This is a genomic window from Flavobacterium tiangeerense (assembly GCF_007830355.1).
GTDB classification, from domain to species: domain Bacteria; phylum Bacteroidota; class Bacteroidia; order Flavobacteriales; family Flavobacteriaceae; genus Flavobacterium; species Flavobacterium tiangeerense.
Window position 1 is genome coordinate 245,362 of sequence record NZ_VLKO01000008.1, and the last position, 21,327, is coordinate 266,688.

Annotated in this window: 20 protein-coding genes, 1 pseudogene and 1 riboswitch; of the genes and pseudogenes, 11 read left to right on the forward strand and 10 right to left on the reverse strand. The window is 35.7% G+C overall.

The genetic code is table 11. The features are described from left to right. Positions 1-31: 31 nt before the first annotated feature. Complete coding sequence (locus IQ05_RS11115) at positions 32-502, reverse strand: hypothetical protein (RefSeq protein WP_144892944.1); 471 nt, start codon at positions 500-502, stop codon at positions 32-34. Further along, entirely contained in the window at positions 489-998 is a 510-nt protein-coding gene (locus tag IQ05_RS11120; RefSeq protein WP_144892946.1) for an RNA polymerase sigma factor, read from the reverse strand. The genes IQ05_RS11115 and IQ05_RS11120 overlap by 14 nt, the downstream gene beginning before the upstream one ends. Before the next feature lie 118 nt (positions 999-1,116). Between IQ05_RS11120 and IQ05_RS11125 the strand changes: the two genes are divergently transcribed. Then, complete coding sequence (locus IQ05_RS11125) at positions 1,117-2,565, forward strand: S41 family peptidase (RefSeq protein WP_144892948.1); 1,449 nt, start codon at positions 1,117-1,119, stop codon at positions 2,563-2,565. 183 nt (positions 2,566-2,748) lie between these two features. After that, positions 2,749-3,369, forward strand: a complete 621-nt coding sequence (locus IQ05_RS11130) for an N-acetylmuramoyl-L-alanine amidase family protein (protein WP_144892950.1) — start codon at positions 2,749-2,751, stop codon at positions 3,367-3,369. Between the two features lie 294 nt (positions 3,370-3,663). Here IQ05_RS11130 and IQ05_RS11135 read toward each other — a convergent pair whose 3' ends face one another. The 6 genes from IQ05_RS11135 to cobU all read right to left on the reverse strand — a co-directional run bounded on the left by IQ05_RS11135 (position 3,664) and on the right by cobU (position 10,388). Continuing rightward, the gene (locus IQ05_RS11135; RefSeq protein ID WP_144892952.1) at positions 3,664-4,710 is read right to left on the reverse strand and encodes a YncE family protein; all 1,047 of its coding nucleotides are present in this window, start codon (positions 4,708-4,710) and stop codon (positions 3,664-3,666) included. Positions 4,711-4,714: 4 nt separating this feature from the next. Next, the gene (locus IQ05_RS11140; protein ID WP_144892954.1) at positions 4,715-6,568 is read right to left on the reverse strand and encodes a TonB-dependent receptor plug domain-containing protein; all 1,854 of its coding nucleotides are present in this window, start codon (positions 6,566-6,568) and stop codon (positions 4,715-4,717) included. 32 nt (positions 6,569-6,600) lie between these two features. Then, positions 6,601-6,798: riboswitch (cobalamin riboswitch) on the reverse strand. Positions 6,799-6,838: 40 nt separating this feature from the next. Further along, complete coding sequence (gene cobC, locus IQ05_RS11145) at positions 6,839-7,375, reverse strand: alpha-ribazole phosphatase (protein WP_144892956.1); 537 nt, start codon at positions 7,373-7,375, stop codon at positions 6,839-6,841. After that, positions 7,360-8,160: an adenosylcobinamide-GDP ribazoletransferase gene (locus IQ05_RS11150; RefSeq protein ID WP_144892958.1), complete on the reverse strand. Its 801-nt coding sequence runs from the start codon at positions 8,158-8,160 to the stop codon at positions 7,360-7,362. Before IQ05_RS11150 ends, cobC begins: the two co-directional genes overlap by 16 nt. A gap of 33 nt (positions 8,161-8,193) precedes the next feature. After that, positions 8,194-9,876 carry a nicotinate-nucleotide--dimethylbenzimidazole phosphoribosyltransferase gene (gene cobT / locus IQ05_RS11155; protein ID WP_144892960.1) on the reverse strand — a complete coding sequence of 561 codons (1,683 nt, stop codon included), beginning with the start codon at positions 9,874-9,876 and terminating at the stop codon, positions 8,194-8,196. Beyond that, on the reverse strand, positions 9,873-10,388 hold the full coding sequence (cobU, locus tag IQ05_RS11160; protein WP_144892962.1) for a bifunctional adenosylcobinamide kinase/adenosylcobinamide-phosphate guanylyltransferase: 516 nt from the start codon (positions 10,386-10,388) through the stop codon (positions 9,873-9,875). Before cobU ends, cobT begins: the two co-directional genes overlap by 4 nt. A gap of 407 nt (positions 10,389-10,795) precedes the next feature. Here cobU and IQ05_RS11165 point away from each other — a divergent pair, with 407 nt between their 5' ends. From IQ05_RS11165 to IQ05_RS11175, 3 genes are all read left to right on the forward strand, one after another. Beyond that, positions 10,796-11,938: an ABC transporter substrate-binding protein gene (locus IQ05_RS11165; protein ID WP_144892964.1), complete on the forward strand. Its 1,143-nt coding sequence runs from the start codon at positions 10,796-10,798 to the stop codon at positions 11,936-11,938. Between the two features lie 70 nt (positions 11,939-12,008). After that, a complete protein-coding gene (locus tag IQ05_RS11170; RefSeq protein ID WP_144892966.1) occupies positions 12,009-13,040 on the forward strand; it encodes an iron ABC transporter permease in 1,032 nt (343 codons plus the stop codon). After that, complete coding sequence (locus IQ05_RS11175) at positions 13,040-13,822, forward strand: ABC transporter ATP-binding protein (RefSeq protein ID WP_144892968.1); 783 nt, start codon at positions 13,040-13,042, stop codon at positions 13,820-13,822. The genes IQ05_RS11170 and IQ05_RS11175 overlap by 1 nt, the downstream gene beginning before the upstream one ends. Before the next feature lie 66 nt (positions 13,823-13,888). On the opposite strand, the gene IQ05_RS11180 is transcribed toward IQ05_RS11175, so the two are convergent. Then, positions 13,889-14,350, reverse strand: coding sequence for a tRNA (cytidine(34)-2'-O)-methyltransferase (locus IQ05_RS11180; RefSeq protein WP_144892970.1), 462 nt, complete (start codon positions 14,348-14,350; stop codon positions 13,889-13,891). A gap of 57 nt (positions 14,351-14,407) precedes the next feature. Next, positions 14,408-14,980, reverse strand: coding sequence for a pseudouridine synthase (locus IQ05_RS11185; protein ID WP_144892972.1), 573 nt, complete (start codon positions 14,978-14,980; stop codon positions 14,408-14,410). Positions 14,981-15,332: 352 nt separating this feature from the next. On the opposite strand from IQ05_RS11185, the gene IQ05_RS11190 reads away from it, so the two are divergent. The 6 genes and pseudogenes from IQ05_RS11190 to IQ05_RS11215 form a co-directional block, all read left to right on the forward strand. Further along, positions 15,333-15,878, forward strand: a complete 546-nt coding sequence (locus IQ05_RS11190; RefSeq protein WP_144892974.1) for a phage tail protein — start codon at positions 15,333-15,335, stop codon at positions 15,876-15,878. Positions 15,879-15,918: 40 nt separating this feature from the next. After that, the gene (locus IQ05_RS11195; protein ID WP_144892976.1) at positions 15,919-16,458 is read left to right on the forward strand and encodes a phage tail protein; all 540 of its coding nucleotides are present in this window, start codon (positions 15,919-15,921) and stop codon (positions 16,456-16,458) included. 17 nt (positions 16,459-16,475) lie between these two features. Further along, positions 16,476-17,012, forward strand: coding sequence for a phage tail protein (locus tag IQ05_RS11200; RefSeq protein WP_208653363.1), 537 nt, complete (start codon positions 16,476-16,478; stop codon positions 17,010-17,012). A gap of 63 nt (positions 17,013-17,075) precedes the next feature. Then, positions 17,076-18,212 carry a type 1 periplasmic-binding domain-containing protein gene (locus IQ05_RS11205; RefSeq protein ID WP_144892980.1) on the forward strand — a complete coding sequence of 379 codons (1,137 nt, stop codon included), beginning with the start codon at positions 17,076-17,078 and terminating at the stop codon, positions 18,210-18,212. A 2-nt stretch (positions 18,213-18,214) separates the two neighbouring features. After that, a complete protein-coding gene (locus IQ05_RS11210) occupies positions 18,215-19,147 on the forward strand; it encodes a formyltransferase family protein (protein WP_158634588.1) in 933 nt (310 codons plus the stop codon). Between the two features lie 15 nt (positions 19,148-19,162). Continuing rightward, positions 19,163-21,327 (forward strand): annotated as a pseudogene (locus tag IQ05_RS11215) (SprB repeat-containing protein); the annotation flags it as partial.

A 21,327-nucleotide genomic window follows, 5' to 3' on the forward strand; every position in this document is an offset into this window, starting at 1 on the left:
TTAAATGTGAACTGAAAAAGGCTTGCGTTTTTTAACTGCCTTGTTTTCTTACTGGTTTTTTAAATACTTTATTTTTTGCAATTTGATACTCCTCTAGATATAGTACACTTTCTATGCCAACATTAATATTATTCGATAATAAAGACAAGGCTTTTTGTGTAGCTTCAAAGGCAACTTTGGGATCCTCATAGGTTCCTAAATCTGACTGTGGTGGCGTAGTATCAGTATTTAAAAAATCATAGCTTCCCACTCCTACAGCAACGACTACAGAAGCTGCAATGGAAAGCCATAATACAGTCCTTTTATGTTCATAAAAAGGGATGATACGGGTAAACTGCTCTTTTTTTGACTGATCAAGACCCTTAAAAAAATGTTGGTATTGTATTAAATGTTGTGCAACATCGCTTGAAGAAAAATAAATACGTAATTCATTCTCTTCGGCAATACTTGTTACTCCTTCAAAGTATTTTTCTAAAAGTATTTCTATTTTATTGATTTCCATGGGCGTGTGACTTTATAATGTATTCCCTAATTATTTTTCGCGCTCTAGAAAGTGAAACTCGTACTGCGCTTTCGTTCATTTGTAACAATGAAGCTATTTCTTCAAACTCGTATTGCTCTACATCTCGTAATTGAACAATCATGCGTTGCTGTTCAGGCAATTGAGCTAAACAAGTATCAACCCATTTAAGACTATCTTGATCTTCTAATTTTTTTTCAAGACTTGGTGCAGTATCTACATAATTAGAATGAACTAATGGCTCATTACTAGCTCGTTTTGATTTCAGTTGATCCAAACAAAAATTCTTAGTCATGGTCATTGCAAATGCCTCAACGCTACCGTACTTATTTAAAGAATCATTTTTTGACCACAACTTAGTCAAAACCTCCTGCGTTGCGTCTTCGGCCTCCTCTTTACTGAGCAATAATCGCTTGGCTAGCCTAAAGACTTTGTCCTTAAATGGAGAGATCAAGACTACAAATTCGCTTTGGTTCATACACGTTTTACTAACAACTTATATATACAAGACGATTGAAAAGTTATTTTGTAACATAAATTATTAAATTAAAACTAAAGTTAGTATTTTTACGTTAATAAGGATATAAACCAAACCTATGAAGACCTACTTTAAAATTCCCCTACTATTACTCATTACACTTTTTGTGCTACAAGGCTGTCAAGACAATGACGATGTAGCAGCTCCTGCTACACTTGAAATACAAGATTTTGTTTGGAAAGGCATGAATCAATACTACCTATGGACAGATGAAGTTGCTAATTTAGATGAAACAAGATTTGCTGATCAAGCTAGTTTAAACAACTTCTTAAAAGATTTTGATTCTCCTGAAAATTTATTTGCAGCACTGCGTGTAGACGCAAACAAAGACAAATTCAGCTGGATCGTAGATGATTATTTAGAACTAGAAGGACAATTTCAAGGAACTACTAACAATAACGGAGTTGAGTTTGGTTTAAGCAGAAAATCAACTGGCTCATCAGAAATTTTCGGATTTGTACGCTATATTATTCCTGGTTCTAATGCTGCTACTAAAGATATTAAAAGAGGAGATGTTTTTACAGCAGTGAATGGAACGCCACTTACAGTAAGTAATTATCAGTCTTTACTTTTTGGGGCTAATAATGATTATACGCTTAACATGGCTGATATATCAGGAGGCGCATTTGTAACCAATGGAAAAAACATAGCCCTTACAAAAACAGTCTTAACAGAAAATCCTATTCTAGTGAATAAAGTAATTATTTCAGGTACTCACAAAATTGGGTATTTGATGTACAACGCTTTTACAGCAAATTTTGATACCAAATTAAACGAAGCTTTTGGTACGTTAAAAGCACAAGGTATTACAGAATTGGTTCTTGATTTACGATACAATGGCGGAGGTTCTGTGCAAACAGCAACACGTTTAGCAAGTATGATTACAGGACAGTTTACGGGTAAGGTATTTGCAAAACAACAATGGAATAAGGAAATAAATGATTACTTTGAGGCAGAGAATCCTGATGCTTTATATAATTATTTTACTGACAAAATAGGTAGTGCTGCTATCAATAGTTTAAACTTAACCAAAGTTTATATTCTTACAAGTGCAAGTTCAGCATCTGCAAGTGAGCTAGTAATTAACGGATTAGAACCACACATCAATGTGATTCAAATAGGTGATGTTACCGTGGGGAAAAATGTAGGTTCAGTAACCTTGTATGACTCTCCAGGATTTGGATCAGACAACAGAAATCCAAAACACAGATATGCTATGCAACCTATTGTTTTAAAAATTGTTAATTCGGTTGGTTTTGGAGATTATCAAAATGGTTTACAACCTGATTTCTTGCAAAAAGAAACTATAAGTACCATGGGCGTTTTGGGAGATGAAAATGAGCCATTATTAAAAACTGCTATTGCAAAAATTACAGGAACAGGTCGCGTCAGTACTCAAAAACAAAGAGCTGATTATGAAGAATTCAGTAGCTCACAAGCCGTAAACGGATTGAACCAAATGTATATTGAAAAAGCTCCCGAAGGATTGCTAAAAGCATTAGAATAAAAAATTTAGAACCTAATTTTTTGCCACAAATTTGAAGATCCAACCCTTTGAATTTGTGGCATTATTTTTATCTATTTTACAAAATGATTACTAAACAATCTTTTATGTAAAATAATTTAAAAGCATGCAATAATTAGTAGTTTTTGTAAGTTTATATAGATTAACTTCTAAAACTGAAAACCAATGAAAAAAGCTATTCCTTTCTTTTTAGGTTGCGCTACTATGGTATCGCTAGCATTTGTAAAACCAAGTGTAGAGAACAACAAGCAAATTCACGTAGTTATTGATGCTGGGCATGGCGGAACTGATTTTGGTGCCAGATCAATTACTAGTTCTGAAAAGCAAATTGTAGAACAGATAACTCAGAAAATTAAGCTCTTAAATAAAAATGAAAATGTAATTATTCATTTCACTCGAAATGATGACCAATTTGTATCTCTAACCGACCGTGCAGATTTCATCAATAAAATTAAACCCAACTTAGTCATATCCTTACACGTTAACCAAAGTCGTAATGAATCAAAATCAGGAATGGAGTTTTATGTGGCTAATGAGTCATTAGTTAACGATCAATCAATTGAAATCGCAAATGAATTACGCACTAAATTTTTACAAAGGAATGCGGTAGCTCCATCTGAAATTAAAAAAGCTCCTTTTTTAATTTTAAAAAAATCAGTGTCACCTGCAGTACTCATTGAACTAGGTTACCTTTCAAATTCATCTGACAGAGCCTACCTGACTGATGATAAGCAACAAGATCAAATTGCTACTACAATCCTATCATTTGTAGCTGATTTAAAATAATATAAAAACAAATAGTAACAAAAAAGCGAGACATTCATTGCTGAGTCTCGCTTTTTTTTCCAATTTAACAAACAATTATTTTCAATTAAAATAAGAAATTCATTCCTATTTTAAAGTTTCTTCCGCGTGTAGCATTACCTCTTTTTTTGAGGAAGCAAATTGAATTCTTTTTAATTTCGAAACAACTTAACTTAAATGTAAAATACTGGCAAAAGAGATGTTATCACTTATAGTATATTTACAAAGGAGTTGCATTCGATTTTAATAAAAACCTTTGCAATCAATAAATATATATTATTTGTTAAAGTAAAAGCCATTTGGCCCTACTCCTACTGTCAATTCCTTTTGTAAATTACCCGTTAATGAATACACATACGCTTTACTGTTTGATGCGAAATCTCCTCCATCAGCAATGAAAATTTTATCATTCTCTACTGCAAAACCATACATTACCCCATATTGAGAAGTTGAAGTATAGGTAAACAAAGCAGTTTCACTTGCCTGACTTGCTGTAATATCCATAGCAAAAACACTACTCCCTTTAGTAAAGAAAACCTTAGAGCCATAAATATCTAAATTTTTAGCTCCTTTTAAAGTCGCTGGTAAAACTACTTCTGATACTGATTTGTCAGAAAGTTTAACTTTTACAATTTTACTTGATCCTGAAAAAGGAGAAGCCAAAACATATAATGTACCGTTTGTTATCTCCATACTGTTAGCACTAGCTCCTACAGTAACTGAAGATTCTAATGCCTTAGTACTAGTATTCACTACTAACACTTTGTCATTATTATAAGGCTCAATGATGTATAATTTATCGCCATCAAGTACTATGCGATCAGCTGTAGCGTTCAAATCAATTTTTGACTCCACTTTATTAGTCGCTAAATCAATTATAGCAACATAATCATCTGTATTACCTTGTGCTCCTCCATAATTATTAGCGTTTGTAACATAAGCTTTGCCGTTTTTTACAACACCATACCTTGGACTAGCTAAGCCAGAATCTATTTTTGCAAGTAACTTAAATGAATATCGATTTACTACATTTATTACATTAGATCCACCAGCAATAATATATGCTTTGTCTCCATCAAAGAAAATATTTTGTACATATTTACCAATGAAATCACCAGCATTTTCAGCGCCATAAACATCTTGTTTAAAAATAGTCATGTCATCACCCAAAAATGATACCGAACCACCAGAGGAATTACCTTCGTTCAAAATAAAAACACCATCATCATAACTACCTTTTGAAACATTTTCATTTTCATCAGTACTACATGATGCTAAAAATGCAAAAGAAAAAACCACTACTAAAATTCTAGTTACCTTCATTATATTAAAATTTAAAAATTATGTACATATTAAAATTACGCCCTGGCATTATTCTTTGTTCCAAACTCACATATTTGTGCCCCCAAATATTAACAACTTGAGCACCAATTTTAATATTATTTAAAATTGGTAAATCATAATCAACGCTAGTATTGCTTACTGTATAAGCTGGAATCACAGCTGCAGGATTATTATCTGCTTGGGTGTATACAAAACCATTATAAAGTACTTGGTAATTGACATTCCATTTTTTATAAGAATATGCTAATGAGGTAGTAGCTTTATGGAAAGGCACAAAAAAAAGTTGTTTTTGTGTTTCCTCGTTTTGTGAAATTGTGTAAGCGTAAGTACTATTCAATTGCCAATGGCTTTGTCCAATATTTTTATTCCAATTTAGTAAAACCTCAATACCATATGCTTTAACTCGATCTGTATTTTGTGGTGCCCATACTCCGTTATTTCCAGGTACCCATCGCAATAAATCTTTTATTTTATTGAAGTAAACCGTTTGTGTAAGCGATACATTATGATATTTAAAAATATTTGCGAGTTCGCCTTGATAAGCACTTTCTGGTTTTAAATTAGGATTGCCACCACTTTCCCAGTACAAATCATTATAGGTTGGAATTCTAAAATTATGAGAAACATTAGCCTTGATTTGATACCAAGAAATACCGTGCCAACTACTCCCCAGAGAGAAAAGTACTGGTGATTGGTAATTGTTTGTAATTTCTTTACGAATGCCAAACTCATTTTGCCAATTTTTAGTTGCTTCGTATTTTGCCAAAACCGCAAAACTGCTAATTTCACGCTCATGATTACCAAATCCTGATCCTTCACCTTTAGTTAAATTATACTCTAACAGCGCATTTATTAAAAGTTTGCTATTAAATTGGTGGTTGACATCGGCTTTAACAATCCATGTATTTGTATTACCAAAACTATAATCAGGCTTTGTATTGTCTTCAAAATATTGATAGCCTTCTGTTATATATGCCGTTCTTAAATAAGTAGTCCACTTATTAAAACTAGCTTGGTACTCTAATAAATTTCTACTAAAATCATTTTTGTATTTTGTACGTGACTCAGATGATGATAACAAGGAAATATTTCGGTCGGTATTTGAGGATTGACTATACAGTTTTAAATACTGTTTTTCATTAAATTTATAACCAACTGTAGCATTTAGTGTGTTAACTTCATAATCTCCATTTTCATTAAATCTTTGGTTTCCCCTCCAATCGTAACTATCCTGAAACTTATAATTATTAGCCGAACTATTTCTAGAAAAACCAAACTGTGTTGACCATTTATCATTTGAAAAAATGCCTTTATACAATAGGTTTTGAGTGTTAAAGCTACCGAAGTCGTATCTTATTTCATTAGAAATTACATTTGTAAAACTTAAATTAGTTCCTAAATGTAGTGTTCCGCCAATAGCACCACTGCCATAAATTACACTTCCGCCTCCACCTTTTACTTGAACAGAATTATAATCATTACTCGTTAAAGTATTAAAATCAGTACTGCCGTTCATTTGAGAATTAATATTTATCCCATTCCAAATCACTGCAGTTTGTGAGGAAGTTGTACCCCTAAAAGCAACTGTAGACAACATCCCACGACCGTATTCTTTAAAATACAAAACCGTATTATAGTTGAGTGAATTTGTGAGTAGTCCAGTGTTTTTTGACAAAATAGAGTCATTCAAACTAATTATAGTTTGAGTACTGGAGAATTTGCGCAGTTTAACATCAGAAACGATAACCTCACGTAAACGCGTGATGGAGTCGTTTTGACCCAAAATAACCTGGCTTGCAAAAAAGCAAAATAAGAAGAATACTTTAAAATGTGTCATAATTTCCTGAACCTTTATTCCCGAAAGTCCGCTATTGATTATGAAATAAGGCAGGTCTCCTGGCTTGCGTCTTGTTGTTGACCTTCCCACCCGCCAACGCGAGCAGTGGCATAGTAGATAACAACAAGCATAATAGCTTACAGTTGCGGGTACAGCTTAGGTTTTGAACCTAATTCCCTTTTAATGCGTTCTTGAATGTAATGAACGCAACCAAATTTCGATTGCAAAGATAAAATTATAATGAGAAAATCACCAAAAAAAATGATAATTTTATAAAGTAAGACGTACAACAGCGCCAAAATCTACTTTATTCTGAAAAGCATCTTGTAAGGGCAAGCCAGAAACTGCACACAAAAAGCTCCTAATAATCCCGCCATGGGCCACAATAATAACGGGTTTTGTGGTAGCGGAATCCAGTGTATTTTCCATGAAATCCAATACTCTATTATAGAGGTCTAAAAATGATTCGCCGTTTGGTACAGAAACATTGACAAAATCAGTCATCCATGGGGTGAAAACTTCGGGTGGAATGCTGTCCCAATTTTTCAACTCCCAATCGCCAAAATTCATTTCCATCAAGCGTTCATCCAGCGTCACATTTGCAATAGCGAAATTATTTTGAATGTGCTTAGCCAGAATGGTACAACGCTGTAAAGGACTTGAAAAAAGTAATGCATCCTGTGGTAATTGCTTTAAAATAGCATCAAAAACAGCTTCATAAGGAGCCGCAATTTCAACATCAGATTGGCCGTAGCAAATTCCTTTTTCACAAACGGTCTCGGTATGTCTAACTAAATAAATTTCCATAATGCACTAATTGAAAGATAAAAAATAACTTCACAAACTTGTTGTGTGGCTCCTAGACAATCTCCGGTGTAGCCGTCAATCCATTTTTGAAAATAACGGGCTAGAAAAAATCGAGTAAGAAATATTGGTACTAGAACCAAGAGAAATGCTATTTGATAAAAAGACATCACAACCAGTGGAAGCAATCCAAAAAATGCTGCTCCAATAACCTCTTTACTTGAGAAACTTTGAGCAATGGGCTTGCTTTTACTAGAAGCATCCTCACGAGAATATTCATGTGTGAAAACAATTGATATAGCAGCAAATCTACTAAGAGCATGTCCTGTTATAAAAACTAATAAAAAAGTGAAAAATGCATGGTAGTTCGTAAATAGCGATTCACTTTTGACTAAAGTTACTAGACTCATGAACTTTAGCAAAAAAAGCAACACCAAACCAATAGCGCCATAAGCACCGATAGCGCTATCTTTCATAATGGTCAAAATCTTAGTTTTGGTCCAACCACCGCCAAATCCGTCACACACATCTGCAAAACCATCTTCATGAAAAGCACCAGTAATCAATATACTTGCAATCATCGAAAGGACAATACCAATCTCAGCATTCCACAACCAAGAGGCCGCAGCATAGACTCCAAAAGCCATTGCCCCCACAATCCAACCAATTAAAGGAAAGTATCGGGATGCTTTGTTTAAATAATCCGGGTTGTGATCGATATTTTTAGGACACGGAATACGGGTATAAAACATCAATGCTGTAAAAAATATATGAACTTCTTTTTTCATTTTTTATTTTTTGGCTAAGCCAAATTTATAAAGTTAATTAGTGTTTTTGGAGTCTACTTGAGCCGATTCAAAACTGGCCATATCGTTTAAAAAAGCAACTGCCGATTCCAAAATGGGAAAAGCCAGAGCACAACCCGTTCCCTCTCCCAAACATAAATCAAGTTGCAACACTGAACGAACGTTTAAAAAATCAAGAATTTTTTGGTGTGCTTGCTCTGCTGAAGAGTGGCAAAAAATAGCATTTTCTAAAACCAATTTGTTTTTTGTGTAAGCCACTAAAAAAGCTACTGAACTTATGAATCCATCTACAAGAATGAGCATATTCTCTACTTTTGCTTGTAGCATTCCGCCTGCCATTTGCATGATTTCGAATCCTCCAAAATAAGCAAGTAAACTGTCTACATCTTGTGTTCCATTATAATTTTCCCTGCATTTTTCCAGAATTGTAATTTTATGTTGGAGTTGGGCATCATTTATCCCTGTGCCTTTACCCACACATTCAGAAACCGGCAGATTCATCAAAATACTCATTAAAAGAGAAGCAGTAGCGGTATTCCCAATTCCCATTTCGCCAAAACCAATACAATTTGAGCCGTCTTTTGCAATCGCAGCCACAACATTACTCCCTTTTTTAAAACACAACGCTAATTCTGAAGCACTCATTGCGGGTCCTTGTAAAAATGAATGAGTACCCATTGCTATTTTGTTTGAAATCAGTTTTGTGTTAGTAGGAAAATCATAATTTACGCCAGCATCTACAATAGACAGTTCAATGTTGTGCTGCTTGCAAAATACATTAATTGCTGCTCCACCCGCTAAAAAATTAGTCACCATTTGTCTAGTAACATCTTGAGGATACGCGCTAACTCCATGATTTGCTATTCCATGATCAGCAGCAAAAACTACTATATTGGGGTTTCGTATTTGGGGTTCAAGAGATTGAAAAACGGTGCCTATTTGCAAAGCCAGTTTTTCTAAGATACCCAATGAACCGGTAGGCTTAGTCTTAGAATCGATCTTTTCTTGAAGTTGTTTGGCTAGTATTTCTATTTCAAAACTTGTAGATTGCCATGAATTTGTTTCAGATTTAAAATGATGTAAAACTGAAATTTCTTCAACCAAAGGAGTTTTTGACTTTTGTTTCCAATTGAGTAGTTGCAGCATGGGCTGGTTTTCATAATTTGTAGCTGGTTTGCCAACACAAAAATATCCCAAAGGCTCCATGTGTTCCGGTAATCCTAAAATAGTTTTGAATTTGTGGTAGTTTAATATAGACACCCAGCCCATGGAAAATCCTTGTTCTGTTAGCGAAAGCCAAATGTTTTGAACCGCACACACGGCACTAAACTTTATAGATTCATTACTTCCTACTGTACCTATTGTAAAATTATTGAGTACAGATCTGTCATAAGCTATTACTAATCCCACGGGAGCTTCCTCAATAGCTTCTAGCTTTAAGGCCTTGTAGGTTTCCTTTTGAGTTTCATCATCGGTTAAGTTTATTGCTTTTTTATCGTATTCTAAAAACAATTCTTTAATTGCTTGCTTGATTTTAGGAGACTTAATCAAGAAATATTTTGTCGCATCAGTAAGTCCTACAGATGGTGCGTAATGACCTGCCTGCAAAGCTTTTTCAAGAACTTCATCAGGAACTTCATCGTTAGTAAAATGACGTGTATCTCTGCGAGATTGTATAATTTCTTCTAAATGAGTCATGGAGCTTTTTTAATTTCAACGGGTATTCCAGATACCATCAACACAACGGTATCTGCCGTTTTGGCAATATACTGGTTCATCCATCCTTGTAACTCCGTGAATTTTCTACCTATAGCGGTATCAGCATGAAGGCCCATTCCTATTTCATTAGTAACTATGATAATGGTAGTGTTTTGTTGTTTTGCAAGAGCATCAATTTCAGCTTTTGCTTGTTCCAGACACTGAGAAACATCATTTTTAGTATCCACAAAAAAATTAGTTAACCAAAGCGTGACACAGTCTATTACGGCTACTTTACCTGTAAAATCAATTTCACTTAAAAACTTTTCTTTTTCAATGTTGACCCATCGATCGTCTCTGTCTTTTTGATGCCTATCAATTCGTTCTTGAAAATTAGCATCCCATTTTCTAGCAGTTGCTACATATATAGGATTGCTGGAACGTTCTTTGGCTAAACTTTCTGCATAACTACTTTTTCCTGAACGTTCACCACCAGTTATTAAATATATCATTCTTTGTTTCTTTCTTTATAAAATTCTTTTTTCTACTTTTTAATGGAAAATCAGTACTGTATCCCAGACCCTTTTCACTTCAATCTAACTTTTTGATAGTCACTATTTTTGTTGATGCTTTTTCAGTACTATTATCTTTTTGAAATTGCAAAATCCTTTCTAAGCAAGAAGGACACTTACAATCTTTTTTAACATCTGATACATGTACCACAGGAAAATCATAACACCAACAAGTGCCACAACTGTTTTGCACCTGACATAAAAAAGGCAAACCACAATTTGAACAACTTTTATTTGTTGGCCTATTCATGATGTAAATATAGTATTTGTTCAATTTTTTACTACCAAAAATAAACAAGAAATTTTATAATTTTAATTTACCTTTGCGTCAAGCGAAAAATTAAGCCATGAGAATTTCCATAGAGCGCACCCTTTTTATTGTGATGATTTCAATTTTTATTGGATGTAATAAAAAAGAAACTACCACAGCAATTGATTCCACCACTGCTGCAAACAGCATTGAATACGCCTCAGGACTGGCAATACATAAATACAAAGGATTCTCCATAGTTACGGTGTCAAACCCTTGGCCTGAAGCCAAAAAAAAATTCACCTACGTACTGCGAGAAAAAAATAGTATTGTACCCGATAGTTTAAAGAAACATCCTGTAATACAAGTACCATTACAATCTATTGTTGTGACCTCAACAACAATAATTCCGTTCTTAGAAATGCTCCAAGTAGAACAAAAACTTACCGGTTTTCCGCATACCAATTATATATCATCTGTGAAAACAAGAAAGCGTATTGATGCTGGATTAGTTAAAAATTTAGGTCAAAACGAAAAATTAAACGTAGAACAACTCATTGAGCTAGAGCCGAACTTAATTGTAAGCTTTGGTATAGATAACAATAATCCTACACTTGATAATTTACAAAAAAGCGGCCTTAAAGTACTTATTCAAGCCGACTGGATGGAGCAAACACCACTAGGAAAAGCAGAGTGGCTGAAATTGTATGGCGCCTTATTTGGAAAAGAAAAAGAAGCCAAAAACATCTTTGATACCATAGTAAAAAACTACAAGGAAGCACAACAATTGGTAGCTCAAAAAAAATCAACCTCAACAGTATTGTATGGTTCTATGTACCAAGAACAATGGTATATAGCAAGAGGAAACAGCTGGGTAGCGCAGTTTATGATGGATGCTAAAGCAAATTATTTATGGGCCGACATTAAAGGTACAGGAAGTTTAAGTCTACCATTTGAAAAAATTTTAGAAAAAGCAAGAACTGCTAAATACTGGATTGCAACAGGCTCTTTTAACACCAACAAAGAGTTTGAAAACAGCAACCCGCATTACAATCAATTTGACGCCTTGAAAGCAAAAAATGTATATACTTTTGAGAGTAAAGTGGGACCAACAGGAGGAACTGTCTATTACGAATTAGCAACAAGCCGTCCTGATTTAGTTTTAAAAGATTACATTAAAATATTTCATCCAGAATTATTACCCAATTATACTTTTACTTTTGCCGAAAAATTAAAGTAATAAGAACTAAATCTATATTTGAAATTTTACATTAAAAAAATTAAAGGGTTTTTACTCTAAAAAATAAACGTTGAATACACACAAACGAAATACCATTTTATTCTTTTTTTTTGCAACTGTACTCGTGCTACTGTTTTTTATGAACATTAGTTTTGGATCCATTTCCATTCCGTTTAAGGATGTGGCAACGAGTCTAACGGGAGGTCAAGCTAGCAAAACAACATGGGAATATATCATCATGAATTACCGCTTGCCAAAAGCCATAACCGCAATTCTTGCAGGTATGGGGTTGTCCATAAGTGGCTTATTAATGCAAACTTTGTTTAGAAATCCTCTAGCAGGACCTTATGTATTAGGTTTAAGCTCAGGTGCCAGTTTGGGGGTAGCGTTTGTAATTCTGGGTGCAGGAATACTTCCAGCTTTCTTAACTCCTTTTTTACTTTCGGCGTACGGCGTAGTTATTGCTTCTACAATAGGAAGTTCATTAGTCTTACTTGCCGTTTTATTTGTTTCACAAAAACTAAGAGATACCATGGCCATACTCATTGTAGGGCTTATGTTTGGCAGCTTTACCAGTGCCATTGTTGGAGTATTATCTTACATGAGTACCGCGGAGCAATTACAAAAATTCACGTTTTGGTCTATGGGCAGTTTGGGTAATTTATCATGGACATCCGTATTTGTACTGGCTGTTTGCGTAATAATAGGACTTATTTTAAGTGTCGTAAGCATAAAACCATTGAATGCTTTATTACTTGGCGAAAATTATGCCCGCAGTTTAGGTTTAAATTATCAAAAATCAAGATTGATCATCATAGTTGCCACTAGCGTTTTGGCTGGTAGTATTACCGCATTTGCTGGACCAATAGCGTTTGTAGGACTTGCTGTGCCACATTTAGCCAAGTTGATTTTTCAAACGAGCAATCATACCATACTATTTTGGAGTACTTTAATTTTTGGAGGTAGCATCATGCTTATATGTGATTTACTTTCAGAAATCCCAAGCTTGAATCTTAGCTTACCCATAAATGCCATTACGTCAATTATAGGTGCGCCCATGGTGATTTGGCTCTTGGTTCGAAAACAAAAAATGATAGGCTAATGGAACACGCAATACTACTTGAAGCATCAAAAATTAGCATTGGTTATTCCCATAAAAAAGAGTCGGTTGTGGTTGCCGCTGATGTTTCAATTGCATTAAAAACAGGCAAGCTCATTGCACTTATTGGTTCAAATGGGATTGGAAAATCAACCTTATTAAAAACCATTACAGGCATACAAAAACCTCTATCAGGAGAAGTTTTATTGCTTCAGAAAAATATTTCTTCCTACAATTCTTTGGCTTTGGCCAAAAATTTAAGCATTGTACTCACTGAAAAGCTTCCGCCAAGCAATTTAACGGTTTATGAGCTAATTGCCTTAGGACGTCAACCGTACACCAACTGGATAGGTAAATTATCTGCAGAGGATAGTGATAAAATCAATGAAGCCATGCAATTAACGCAAATTTCTCATTTGGCTGATAAAAAGCATTATGAAATAAGTGATGGACAATTGCAAAAAGTATTGATTGCAAGAGCATTAGCACAAGATACCCCACTAATCATTCTGGATGAACCTACCACGCACTTGGATTTACTGCATAAAGTAGCGCTATTAAAATTGCTGAAAAAACTAACACATGAAACAGGTAAATGCATCTTGTTCTCTACTCATGACATTGATATGGCGATACAAATGAGCGACGAAATGATTATCATGACTCCCGGAAATGTAGTACAAGATGAACCCTGTAACTTGATCAAAAAAGGAAGTTTTAATACCCTTTTTAAAGACGAACATATTGTTTTTGATGCTGAAAAAGGGAAGTTTGTGATTTCCTAGCAAGCCCTCTAACCCCTATTTTCAAAATTTTACCGACTAAAAATCCCTTGTTACTCAGTATGCACATTAGACAATCAACCCAATTTGCCTTTTCGCCTCTCCTACTACAAAAGCAACAGAATTAGCAATATTAAAACTACGTATTAAGGGTGACATCGGAATTTTAAGTTGATTTTCATTGGCAAACAAATCCAATACTTCTTGGCTCAAGCCCACACTTTCTTTGCCAAAAACCAACCAATCACCATCTTGAAACTGGATATTCAAATAAGAATGCTCTGCATGTGAACTCATTAGAAAAACTCTTGAAGTATCTGGAATTACTTTCATCCACTCTGCGACATTTTGGTATTCTGTAACATCAAGATGCACCCAATAATCCAATCCAGAACGTTTGAGGTTTTTATCATTGATAACAAAACCAAAAGGATGAATCAGGTGCAAACGACTTTCGGTACCCACACACAATCGGCCAATATTTCCAGTATTATTTGGAATTTCAGGTTCTACTAAAACGATGTTTAACATTTTATACTTTATTAAAAGATTTGAAAATTAAAAGATTAAAAAAACTAGTACTACCTTTTAATTTTCTATTTGAAAATTTTCTACTTCTATAACTTCTCCAGCTTGTAAATCGTTGAGATGTACATTGCCAACTCGAACACGAACCAAGCGTAAGGTGGGGAATCCAACAGCTGCAGTCATTTTTCGTACTTGACGAAATTTACCCTCATTTACAATAATTGAAGCCCATGTTGTAGGTCCGTGTCTTTCATCCCTAATTTTTTTTCCGCGTGGGCCAAAATTAGGAATTTCATTCAAAATAAAAGCTTGACATGGCTTGGTTTTATATTTAGTTCCATTAAAACCAATTTCAACTCCCTCTTTTATTTCATCAATAGCTTGCTGCGTGATGACACCATCTACTTGCACATAGTATTCTTTATCGACTTTCTTACTCCTAATTGCTTCACTCTCTTTTCCGTCGGTTGTCAATAGCAATAACCCTTCCGAATCTTCATCTAATCGACCAATAGCCATAGTGCCGTCTGGAAAATCATAGAGTTCGCCCAACAAGCGTTTTTTTCGTTTGAGTTCATAAATAAACTGACTTAAATAGCCATAAGGCTTATGAATGATGAAATGGCGGTGCATGAATTAAAATCTTTTTTGGCAAATATAGCGGGTTATTCCATTTTTATGAAAGAGATTTCTTTTTTGAGCTATAAAAAGCTACATTTTTTAATTTTTCACACCACTAAAAAATATAAATCTAACGAATTGATCATTATTTAACAAAATATTAGTTAAATTAGCAAAAACATTTATTAAATTTTTAGACAAAATTACAATCATTACATAAAAAAACAGGTATTTATACCTGCTTTTAGACCGCTTATTTCACTTAGATTTGTTCTGTAAAAAAGAAATTAAAATATATTTAATAAAAATAAAGTTACAAAAATTACTTTTAATAAAATTAATGTAAATATTTAAAAAAATAAATATGGAGGGAACTATAGGAGAAATTCGTCTTTTCGCAGCAACATTTGCACCTAAAAATTGGTCGTATTGTGATGGGTCACTTATTCAAATAAGAAGCAATACTGCTCTCTTTTCTATTTTAGGAACTAATTATGGCGGTGATGGGCAAAACACATTTGCTTTACCAGATCTTAAAGGACGTACCGCTTTAGGGGCTGGACAAGGACAAGGATCTGGTCTGTCTTATTATGCCTTAGGTCAAAAATCAGGTTTTAATAGTGTCTCACTAAACAACAATCATCTTGCTCCGCATACACATGCTTGTGTAAGTAATGTTGTAATTCCTGCCTATTCAGACGCGGGAGATTCAAATAGTCCTACTGGAAATGTTTTAGCGGCAAAATCTACCATGTATAGTTCAGTTGCAGGAGATACCTCAATGAAAACAACTCCATTTAATGTGGTAGTTAGTGCAACTGGAAATAACCAGCCGCTACCTATTAATCAACCTTCAATTGGTTTGAATTATATTATTTGCCTGTATGGAATATTTCCTTCTCGCCAGTAGTACTCACATACAAATACATCATAAACTTTAAAACATTATTATGGAAGGAACTGTAGGGGAAATCCGCATTTTTGGTGGTAATTTCGCACCATCATATTGGTCATTTTGTAATGGCAGCACATTGAGTATTTCAGAAAATGAAGCGCTATATACTCTAATTGGCACTACTTATGGGGGCGACGGAGTACTAACATTTCAGGTTCCTGATCTTCGCAGCCGCATTCCAGTTGGTACGGGTCAAGGGCCTGGTCTACCGCAAATGATTTTGGGTCAGGTTGGGGGTTCAGAAACTGCTGTAATGTCCAGTAATCAAATGCCCGCACACTCTCATTTTGGAACAGGTAGCATTTCAATTCCAGCTTACAGTCAACCAGATAGTTTGGGTTCTCCAACCAATGCCGAATTAGCTGGTTTAACAGGAGCGTACTCCACCGAGACAGCAGATACCAGTTTAAAACCCGAAACTTCAACTGTAAATCTGGCAGCTGCGGGTCAGGGTATGCCATTTAGTATTATACAACCTTATACAGCTGCAAATTATATTATTTGCGTTGAGGGTATTTATCCAACTAGAAACTAACCTTAAAAACATTAATCATGGAAGGAACAATGTCAGAAATTCGCTTATTTGCTCCCAATTTCGAGCCTAAATATTGGGCGTTTTGTGCAGGACAACTACTTGCTATAAATACCAACCAAGCTCTATTTAGTCTTTTAGGAACAACCTATGGCGGTAATGGTGTACAAACATTTGCACTGCCTGATTTGCGAGGTCGAGTTCCAATGGGTACAGGCGTAGGAACTGTCGATCAATATCAATTGGGTGAAATTTCAGGGGCTAATAATGTAACGGCAACTCTTGCAAACTTGCCATCACATACCCATGTGGGAACTGGTTCTTATACTATTTTGGCTTATTCAGACGAGGGAGATAACGGATCTCCGACAGGAAATAGTTTGGCGGCTTTAGCAGGTCTTTATTCTACAAAAACACCTGATACTTCTTTAAGACCTATAAATGCATCAATTACCATCGGTATAAATGGAGGCAATCAGCCAATACCTGTTCAGCAGCCGTATTTAGGGATGAATTATATAATATGCCTGATGGGAATTTTTCCTTCAAGAAACTAATTTTATATACCCATTGGATGTTTCCAATAAGTTATTTGCCTTGTTGTAAAACATCATTAATTATTGTTTATGAAAATAGCTTTACTCTTAACGCGTTCCGTAATCTATCCTTCAATGGCTTTTGATATCATGGATGGTTTTAAATCTTCTCTAAAAAAATTAGGAGTAGAAGGAAAACACGAAATCGTATCATCAAATATAGGTGTGGCCGGCAAAAATGAAGAAATTTATATTTGCTGCGAACAATTATTACTCAATAATACAGATATAATTATTGCTTATATAAATCCTATTACAGCAGAATTTATTCATCCTCTTTTTGAAAATTCCGGAAAGTTACTGATCGTTTTAGATAGTGGTTATCATTTCCCAATCTTTCAACAAAAATTATCAAACGCTCATTTTATTTCTTTAGAAGGTAATTTGTGTTCCCGTGCGATTGTTCGTAAAGCCGCAGAAGAAGGGCTACAGGATTTTGCTTTTACCTGTTCTTTTTACGATGCAGGTTACCGTCCTCCTTACACGTATTCAACTTCGGTTGAAGATAAAGGAGGATCTATTACATACAATCATATTACGCCTTTGAAGCGCTCCGATTTTAGTTTGGAACCATTGGCGGGTTATCTTGAAGAAAACAAAGACGCAGCCCTTTTGACTTCTTTTTGCGGAGATATGGCTGAAGATTTTTTTAGAGAATCATCTAAATTTAAGAGTATAATATCCTGTAAAATTTACGGAAGCGGTTTTACAGCAGAAGAATTTTGGCTAAGTAAGATACCTTATCCAGGATATAATTGGAGCTCTTCTATTCCTTGGTCACTAACAATTGTTAGCGAAGAAAATAAAGATTTTGTTACTACAATGGAAAATATCCGACAAAACAAAGCCAATATATTCTCGCTCTTAGGATGGGAAGCTGCTTTGTTTATAGAAGCTGCAAATGAAAAATCACTAGATGCTATTACGATCCACTCACCAAGAGGAAAAGTTTATATGAATCCCGTTACCGGTTTTTCTTCAGCACCTATTTATTACGCCACAGTTGCAAAAAACAAAGAAACAGGTAACTGTCAGTTAGAGGATATTACAGAAGCCGAAAATCTAGATGAAGAACGCAGCCGTTTGCAATATCATATTCTAGCGGTTCAGAATGTAACGTCCAATTCATGGTTTAATGCCTATGCTTGTCTAGAATCATGAGCATGCAACGCGACATCGCTATTTTGTGTAATAACCGCATGGCTTTTCCTGCGATACAAACCTTGTATCGACTGAATAAATTACACACCATTGGAGTACCTGTTGGTAACGATGAGGTGCTGTCTTTTTGTTTGGCTTTTGCAAGTCAATCAGGGATCAATCTCATAGTACTTGAAAAAGAGAAAGTAGAAAATCAGCTACAGGGATTACTTGAATGCAGTATGGTAAAGTATGTTTTTACAATGACGTTTCCGTGGAAATTATCCGAAAAAATTATAGAACAATATTCTAACCTATTTTATAATTTTCACTACGGACTTTTACCTGAAATGCGTGGTTGTGATCCTGTTTTTGAATCGATTCGTCAACAAAAGCAAGAAACTGGAATTACTGTTCATACCATCGAAAAAGGGATTGATACGGGAAATATAGTGCTAAAACGTGTGCTGCCAATAGCTGCTAATGTCACTCACGGAATGCTTTGCACCAACTTATCTTATCTGGGAGCGCAAATGGTGCCCGAAGTAGTAGCACTGTTGCAAACCAATTTCAAAGTGGTGCCTCAAGATGAGACAGTCGCAAATTACTATAAAAAAGTAGCTGCAAGCGACGTATGCATTCGATGGGAAACTCAGGATGCAAAATCAATAGAGGCATTAGTAAATGCTTGTAATCCTTGGAATAAAGGAGCCTACACTTACTGTAGCGGATGGAACATGCGCATTCTTGAAGTATCAGCAACCAAAAATATTACAGAACATTCAAATTACCCGGGGACTATTTTAGAAATAAATGAAAACAAGGGATTAATTATACAATGTTACAATAATTCACAGCTTCGTATACATACTCTTTATACAGATGAAGGTTTTATGAGTGGACACAAGTTGCTCGCTTTTGGTATAAAAAATGGACAAAAATTCACCTCTTTATAAATTAACTATTTAACTATGAAACATTTTTACGCTCAAATTAAAAATTTCATAAATATCGCCTTGTTTCTGGGGATATTTTTACAGAGTTACGTGGGTAACTCTCAAACGACTCTGTCCGCTGGAGATATTATCTTCACAGGATATGATTCCACTCCAACTCCCCTTGAGGGAGATGTCTATTCGTTTGTGCTTCTTACCAATATTTCGGCAGGTACAGCTATTAGTTTTACAGACCGCGGTTATTTTGGTGGTGGTGTTGGATGGCAAGCAGCCGGTCCTACAGAAGCTACTGTAACTTGGACATCAGGAACAGCTATTCCGGTTGGTACAGAAATTATGATAAAAGGTCTTACGGCCTCTACTTATGATCCAAACTCCACTTTATTAACAGCAAACGGAACGGTAACTTTAAGAGAGGGTACTCCTACAAACGGATTATCTTTATCAAATGTAGGGGATCAGATCATCGCTTTTCAGGGAAGTACGGGAAATCCTGAAAGCGGTACTGTAACTTTTATCTCAGGACTGCATTATTTTTTTTGTAGTTCTAACGGGACTTCTCAGGCAAGCTGGGATGATTTGGCTTGTGCAGACGGACCAAACTCTTCTGTAATACCTGTAGGTCTGGTAGGAGGAACAAGCTCTTTTTATGTTGGAACCTTAGCAGGAAATATTTTAGGGACATCAGGTAAATTTAATGGTACCGGAGCACCATTTGCTAACGCTGCAGGAATAAGAGCTGGTGTTATGAATCAAGCAAACTGGACACTTTCAAATACTACTCCAGCGCTTTCAATGCCTTCAGGTGCTGCTTTTCTGGGTGCAGCGCCAACCATTACAGCTAACCCACCCAACAGAACAATTTGTGTCGGGAGTAATACTACCTTTTCTATTTCAGCAAATGATGCTACTGGCTACCAATGGCAGGTAAATACAGGTAGCGGATTTACAAATATTTCAAATGCTGCACCTTATTCTGGGACTACTACAACTACTTTAGCTATTACAGCGGCAACTGCTGGAATGAATGGTTATTTATATCGATGTATTGCCACTGGTGCAGGTTCCGCTACATCAAATGCAGGAACATTAACAGTTTCTAATATAACTGCAACTAGTAATCAAACTAATGTAAGTTGCTTTGGAGGTTCTAACGGATCTGCTATGGTTACTCCCTCAGGTGGAGTTTCTCCATATACGTATAGCTGGTCTCCATCAGGAGGGACCGGAGCAATCGCTACAGGATTGTCAGCAGGAAGTTATACTGTAACCATAACAGATGCTAGTTTATGTTCGACTACTCAAAACTTTATAATTACACAACCAACTGCTCTTGTAGCGACTGCTGCTGCACAAACAAATGTGTCTTGTTTCGGCGGTTCTAACGGAGCGGCTTCAATTAATACCCCTACTGGTGGAGCTGGTGGTTATACCTACAACTGGACGCCAGGCAACCCAACAGGTGATGGAACAAGATCAGTAACAGGATTATCATCCGGAACTTGGACTTGTACCATTACCGATGCTAACTCATGCATCGCTACGCAAAGTTTTACGATTACGCAACCAACCTCAATTGCCGTTACACCTGCATCACAAACTAATGTTTCTTGTTTTGGAGGCTCAAATGGTGCCGCGGCTATCAATACGCCAACAGGAGGAGCTGGTGGTTATACCTACAACTGGACGCCGGGTAATCCAACGGGTGACGGAACTACTTCTGTTACTGGCTTGACAGCAGGAATCTGGACATGTACTGTTACCGATGCAAACGGTTGTACAAGAGCGCAAAACTTTACGGTAACACAACCAACTGCTATTGTAGCAACTGCAGCTTCTCAAACCAATGTTTCATGCAACGGAGGTTCTAATGGAGCTGCCTCGATTAATATTCCAACAGGTGGAGCGGGTGGATATACCTACAACTGGACTCCAGGTACCCCAACAGGTGATGGAACAAGATCAGTAACTGGATTAAGCGCCGGAACTTGGACTTGTACTGTAACGGATGCAAACAGTTGCACTACTGCTGTTAACTTTGTAATCACACAGCCAACTGCTATCAGTACGGCAACTGCTGCGCAAACAAACGTATCTTGTAATGGAGGATCTAATGGTTCTGCTTCGGTGACTCCTTCTGGTGGTGCTGGTGGATATACTTATTCTTGGTCTCCATCTGG

Bases quoted from the DNA above. Each gene is read 5' to 3' on its own strand.
- IQ05_RS11115 (WP_144892944.1), bottom strand. From the start codon at position 502: ATGGAAATCAATAAAATAGAAATACTTTTAGAAAAATACTTTGAAGGA.
- IQ05_RS11120 (WP_144892946.1), bottom strand. From the start codon at position 998: ATGAACCAAAGCGAATTTGTAGTCTTGATCTCTCCATTTAAGGACAAA.
- IQ05_RS11125 (WP_144892948.1), top strand. From the start codon at position 1,117: ATGAAGACCTACTTTAAAATTCCCCTACTATTACTCATTACACTTTTT.
- IQ05_RS11130 (WP_144892950.1), top strand. From the start codon at position 2,749: ATGAAAAAAGCTATTCCTTTCTTTTTAGGTTGCGCTACTATGGTATCG.
- IQ05_RS11135 (WP_144892952.1), bottom strand. From the start codon at position 4,710: ATGAAGGTAACTAGAATTTTAGTAGTGGTTTTTTCTTTTGCATTTTTA.
- IQ05_RS11140 (WP_144892954.1), bottom strand. From the start codon at position 6,568: ATGACACATTTTAAAGTATTCTTCTTATTTTGCTTTTTTGCAAGCCAG.
- cobC (WP_144892956.1), bottom strand. From the start codon at position 7,375: ATGGAAATTTATTTAGTTAGACATACCGAGACCGTTTGTGAAAAAGGA.
- IQ05_RS11150 (WP_144892958.1), bottom strand. From the start codon at position 8,160: ATGAAAAAAGAAGTTCATATATTTTTTACAGCATTGATGTTTTATACC.
- cobT (WP_144892960.1), bottom strand. From the start codon at position 9,876: ATGACTCATTTAGAAGAAATTATACAATCTCGCAGAGATACACGTCAT.
- cobU (WP_144892962.1), bottom strand. From the start codon at position 10,388: ATGATATATTTAATAACTGGTGGTGAACGTTCAGGAAAAAGTAGTTAT.
- IQ05_RS11165 (WP_144892964.1), top strand. From the start codon at position 10,796: ATGAGAATTTCCATAGAGCGCACCCTTTTTATTGTGATGATTTCAATT.
- IQ05_RS11175 (WP_144892968.1), top strand. From the start codon at position 13,040: ATGGAACACGCAATACTACTTGAAGCATCAAAAATTAGCATTGGTTAT.
- IQ05_RS11180 (WP_144892970.1), bottom strand. From the start codon at position 14,350: ATGTTAAACATCGTTTTAGTAGAACCTGAAATTCCAAATAATACTGGA.
- IQ05_RS11185 (WP_144892972.1), bottom strand. From the start codon at position 14,980: ATGCACCGCCATTTCATCATTCATAAGCCTTATGGCTATTTAAGTCAG.
- IQ05_RS11190 (WP_144892974.1), top strand. From the start codon at position 15,333: ATGGAGGGAACTATAGGAGAAATTCGTCTTTTCGCAGCAACATTTGCA.
- IQ05_RS11195 (WP_144892976.1), top strand. From the start codon at position 15,919: ATGGAAGGAACTGTAGGGGAAATCCGCATTTTTGGTGGTAATTTCGCA.
- IQ05_RS11200 (WP_208653363.1), top strand. From the start codon at position 16,476: ATGGAAGGAACAATGTCAGAAATTCGCTTATTTGCTCCCAATTTCGAG.
- IQ05_RS11210 (WP_158634588.1), top strand. From the start codon at position 18,215: ATGCAACGCGACATCGCTATTTTGTGTAATAACCGCATGGCTTTTCCT.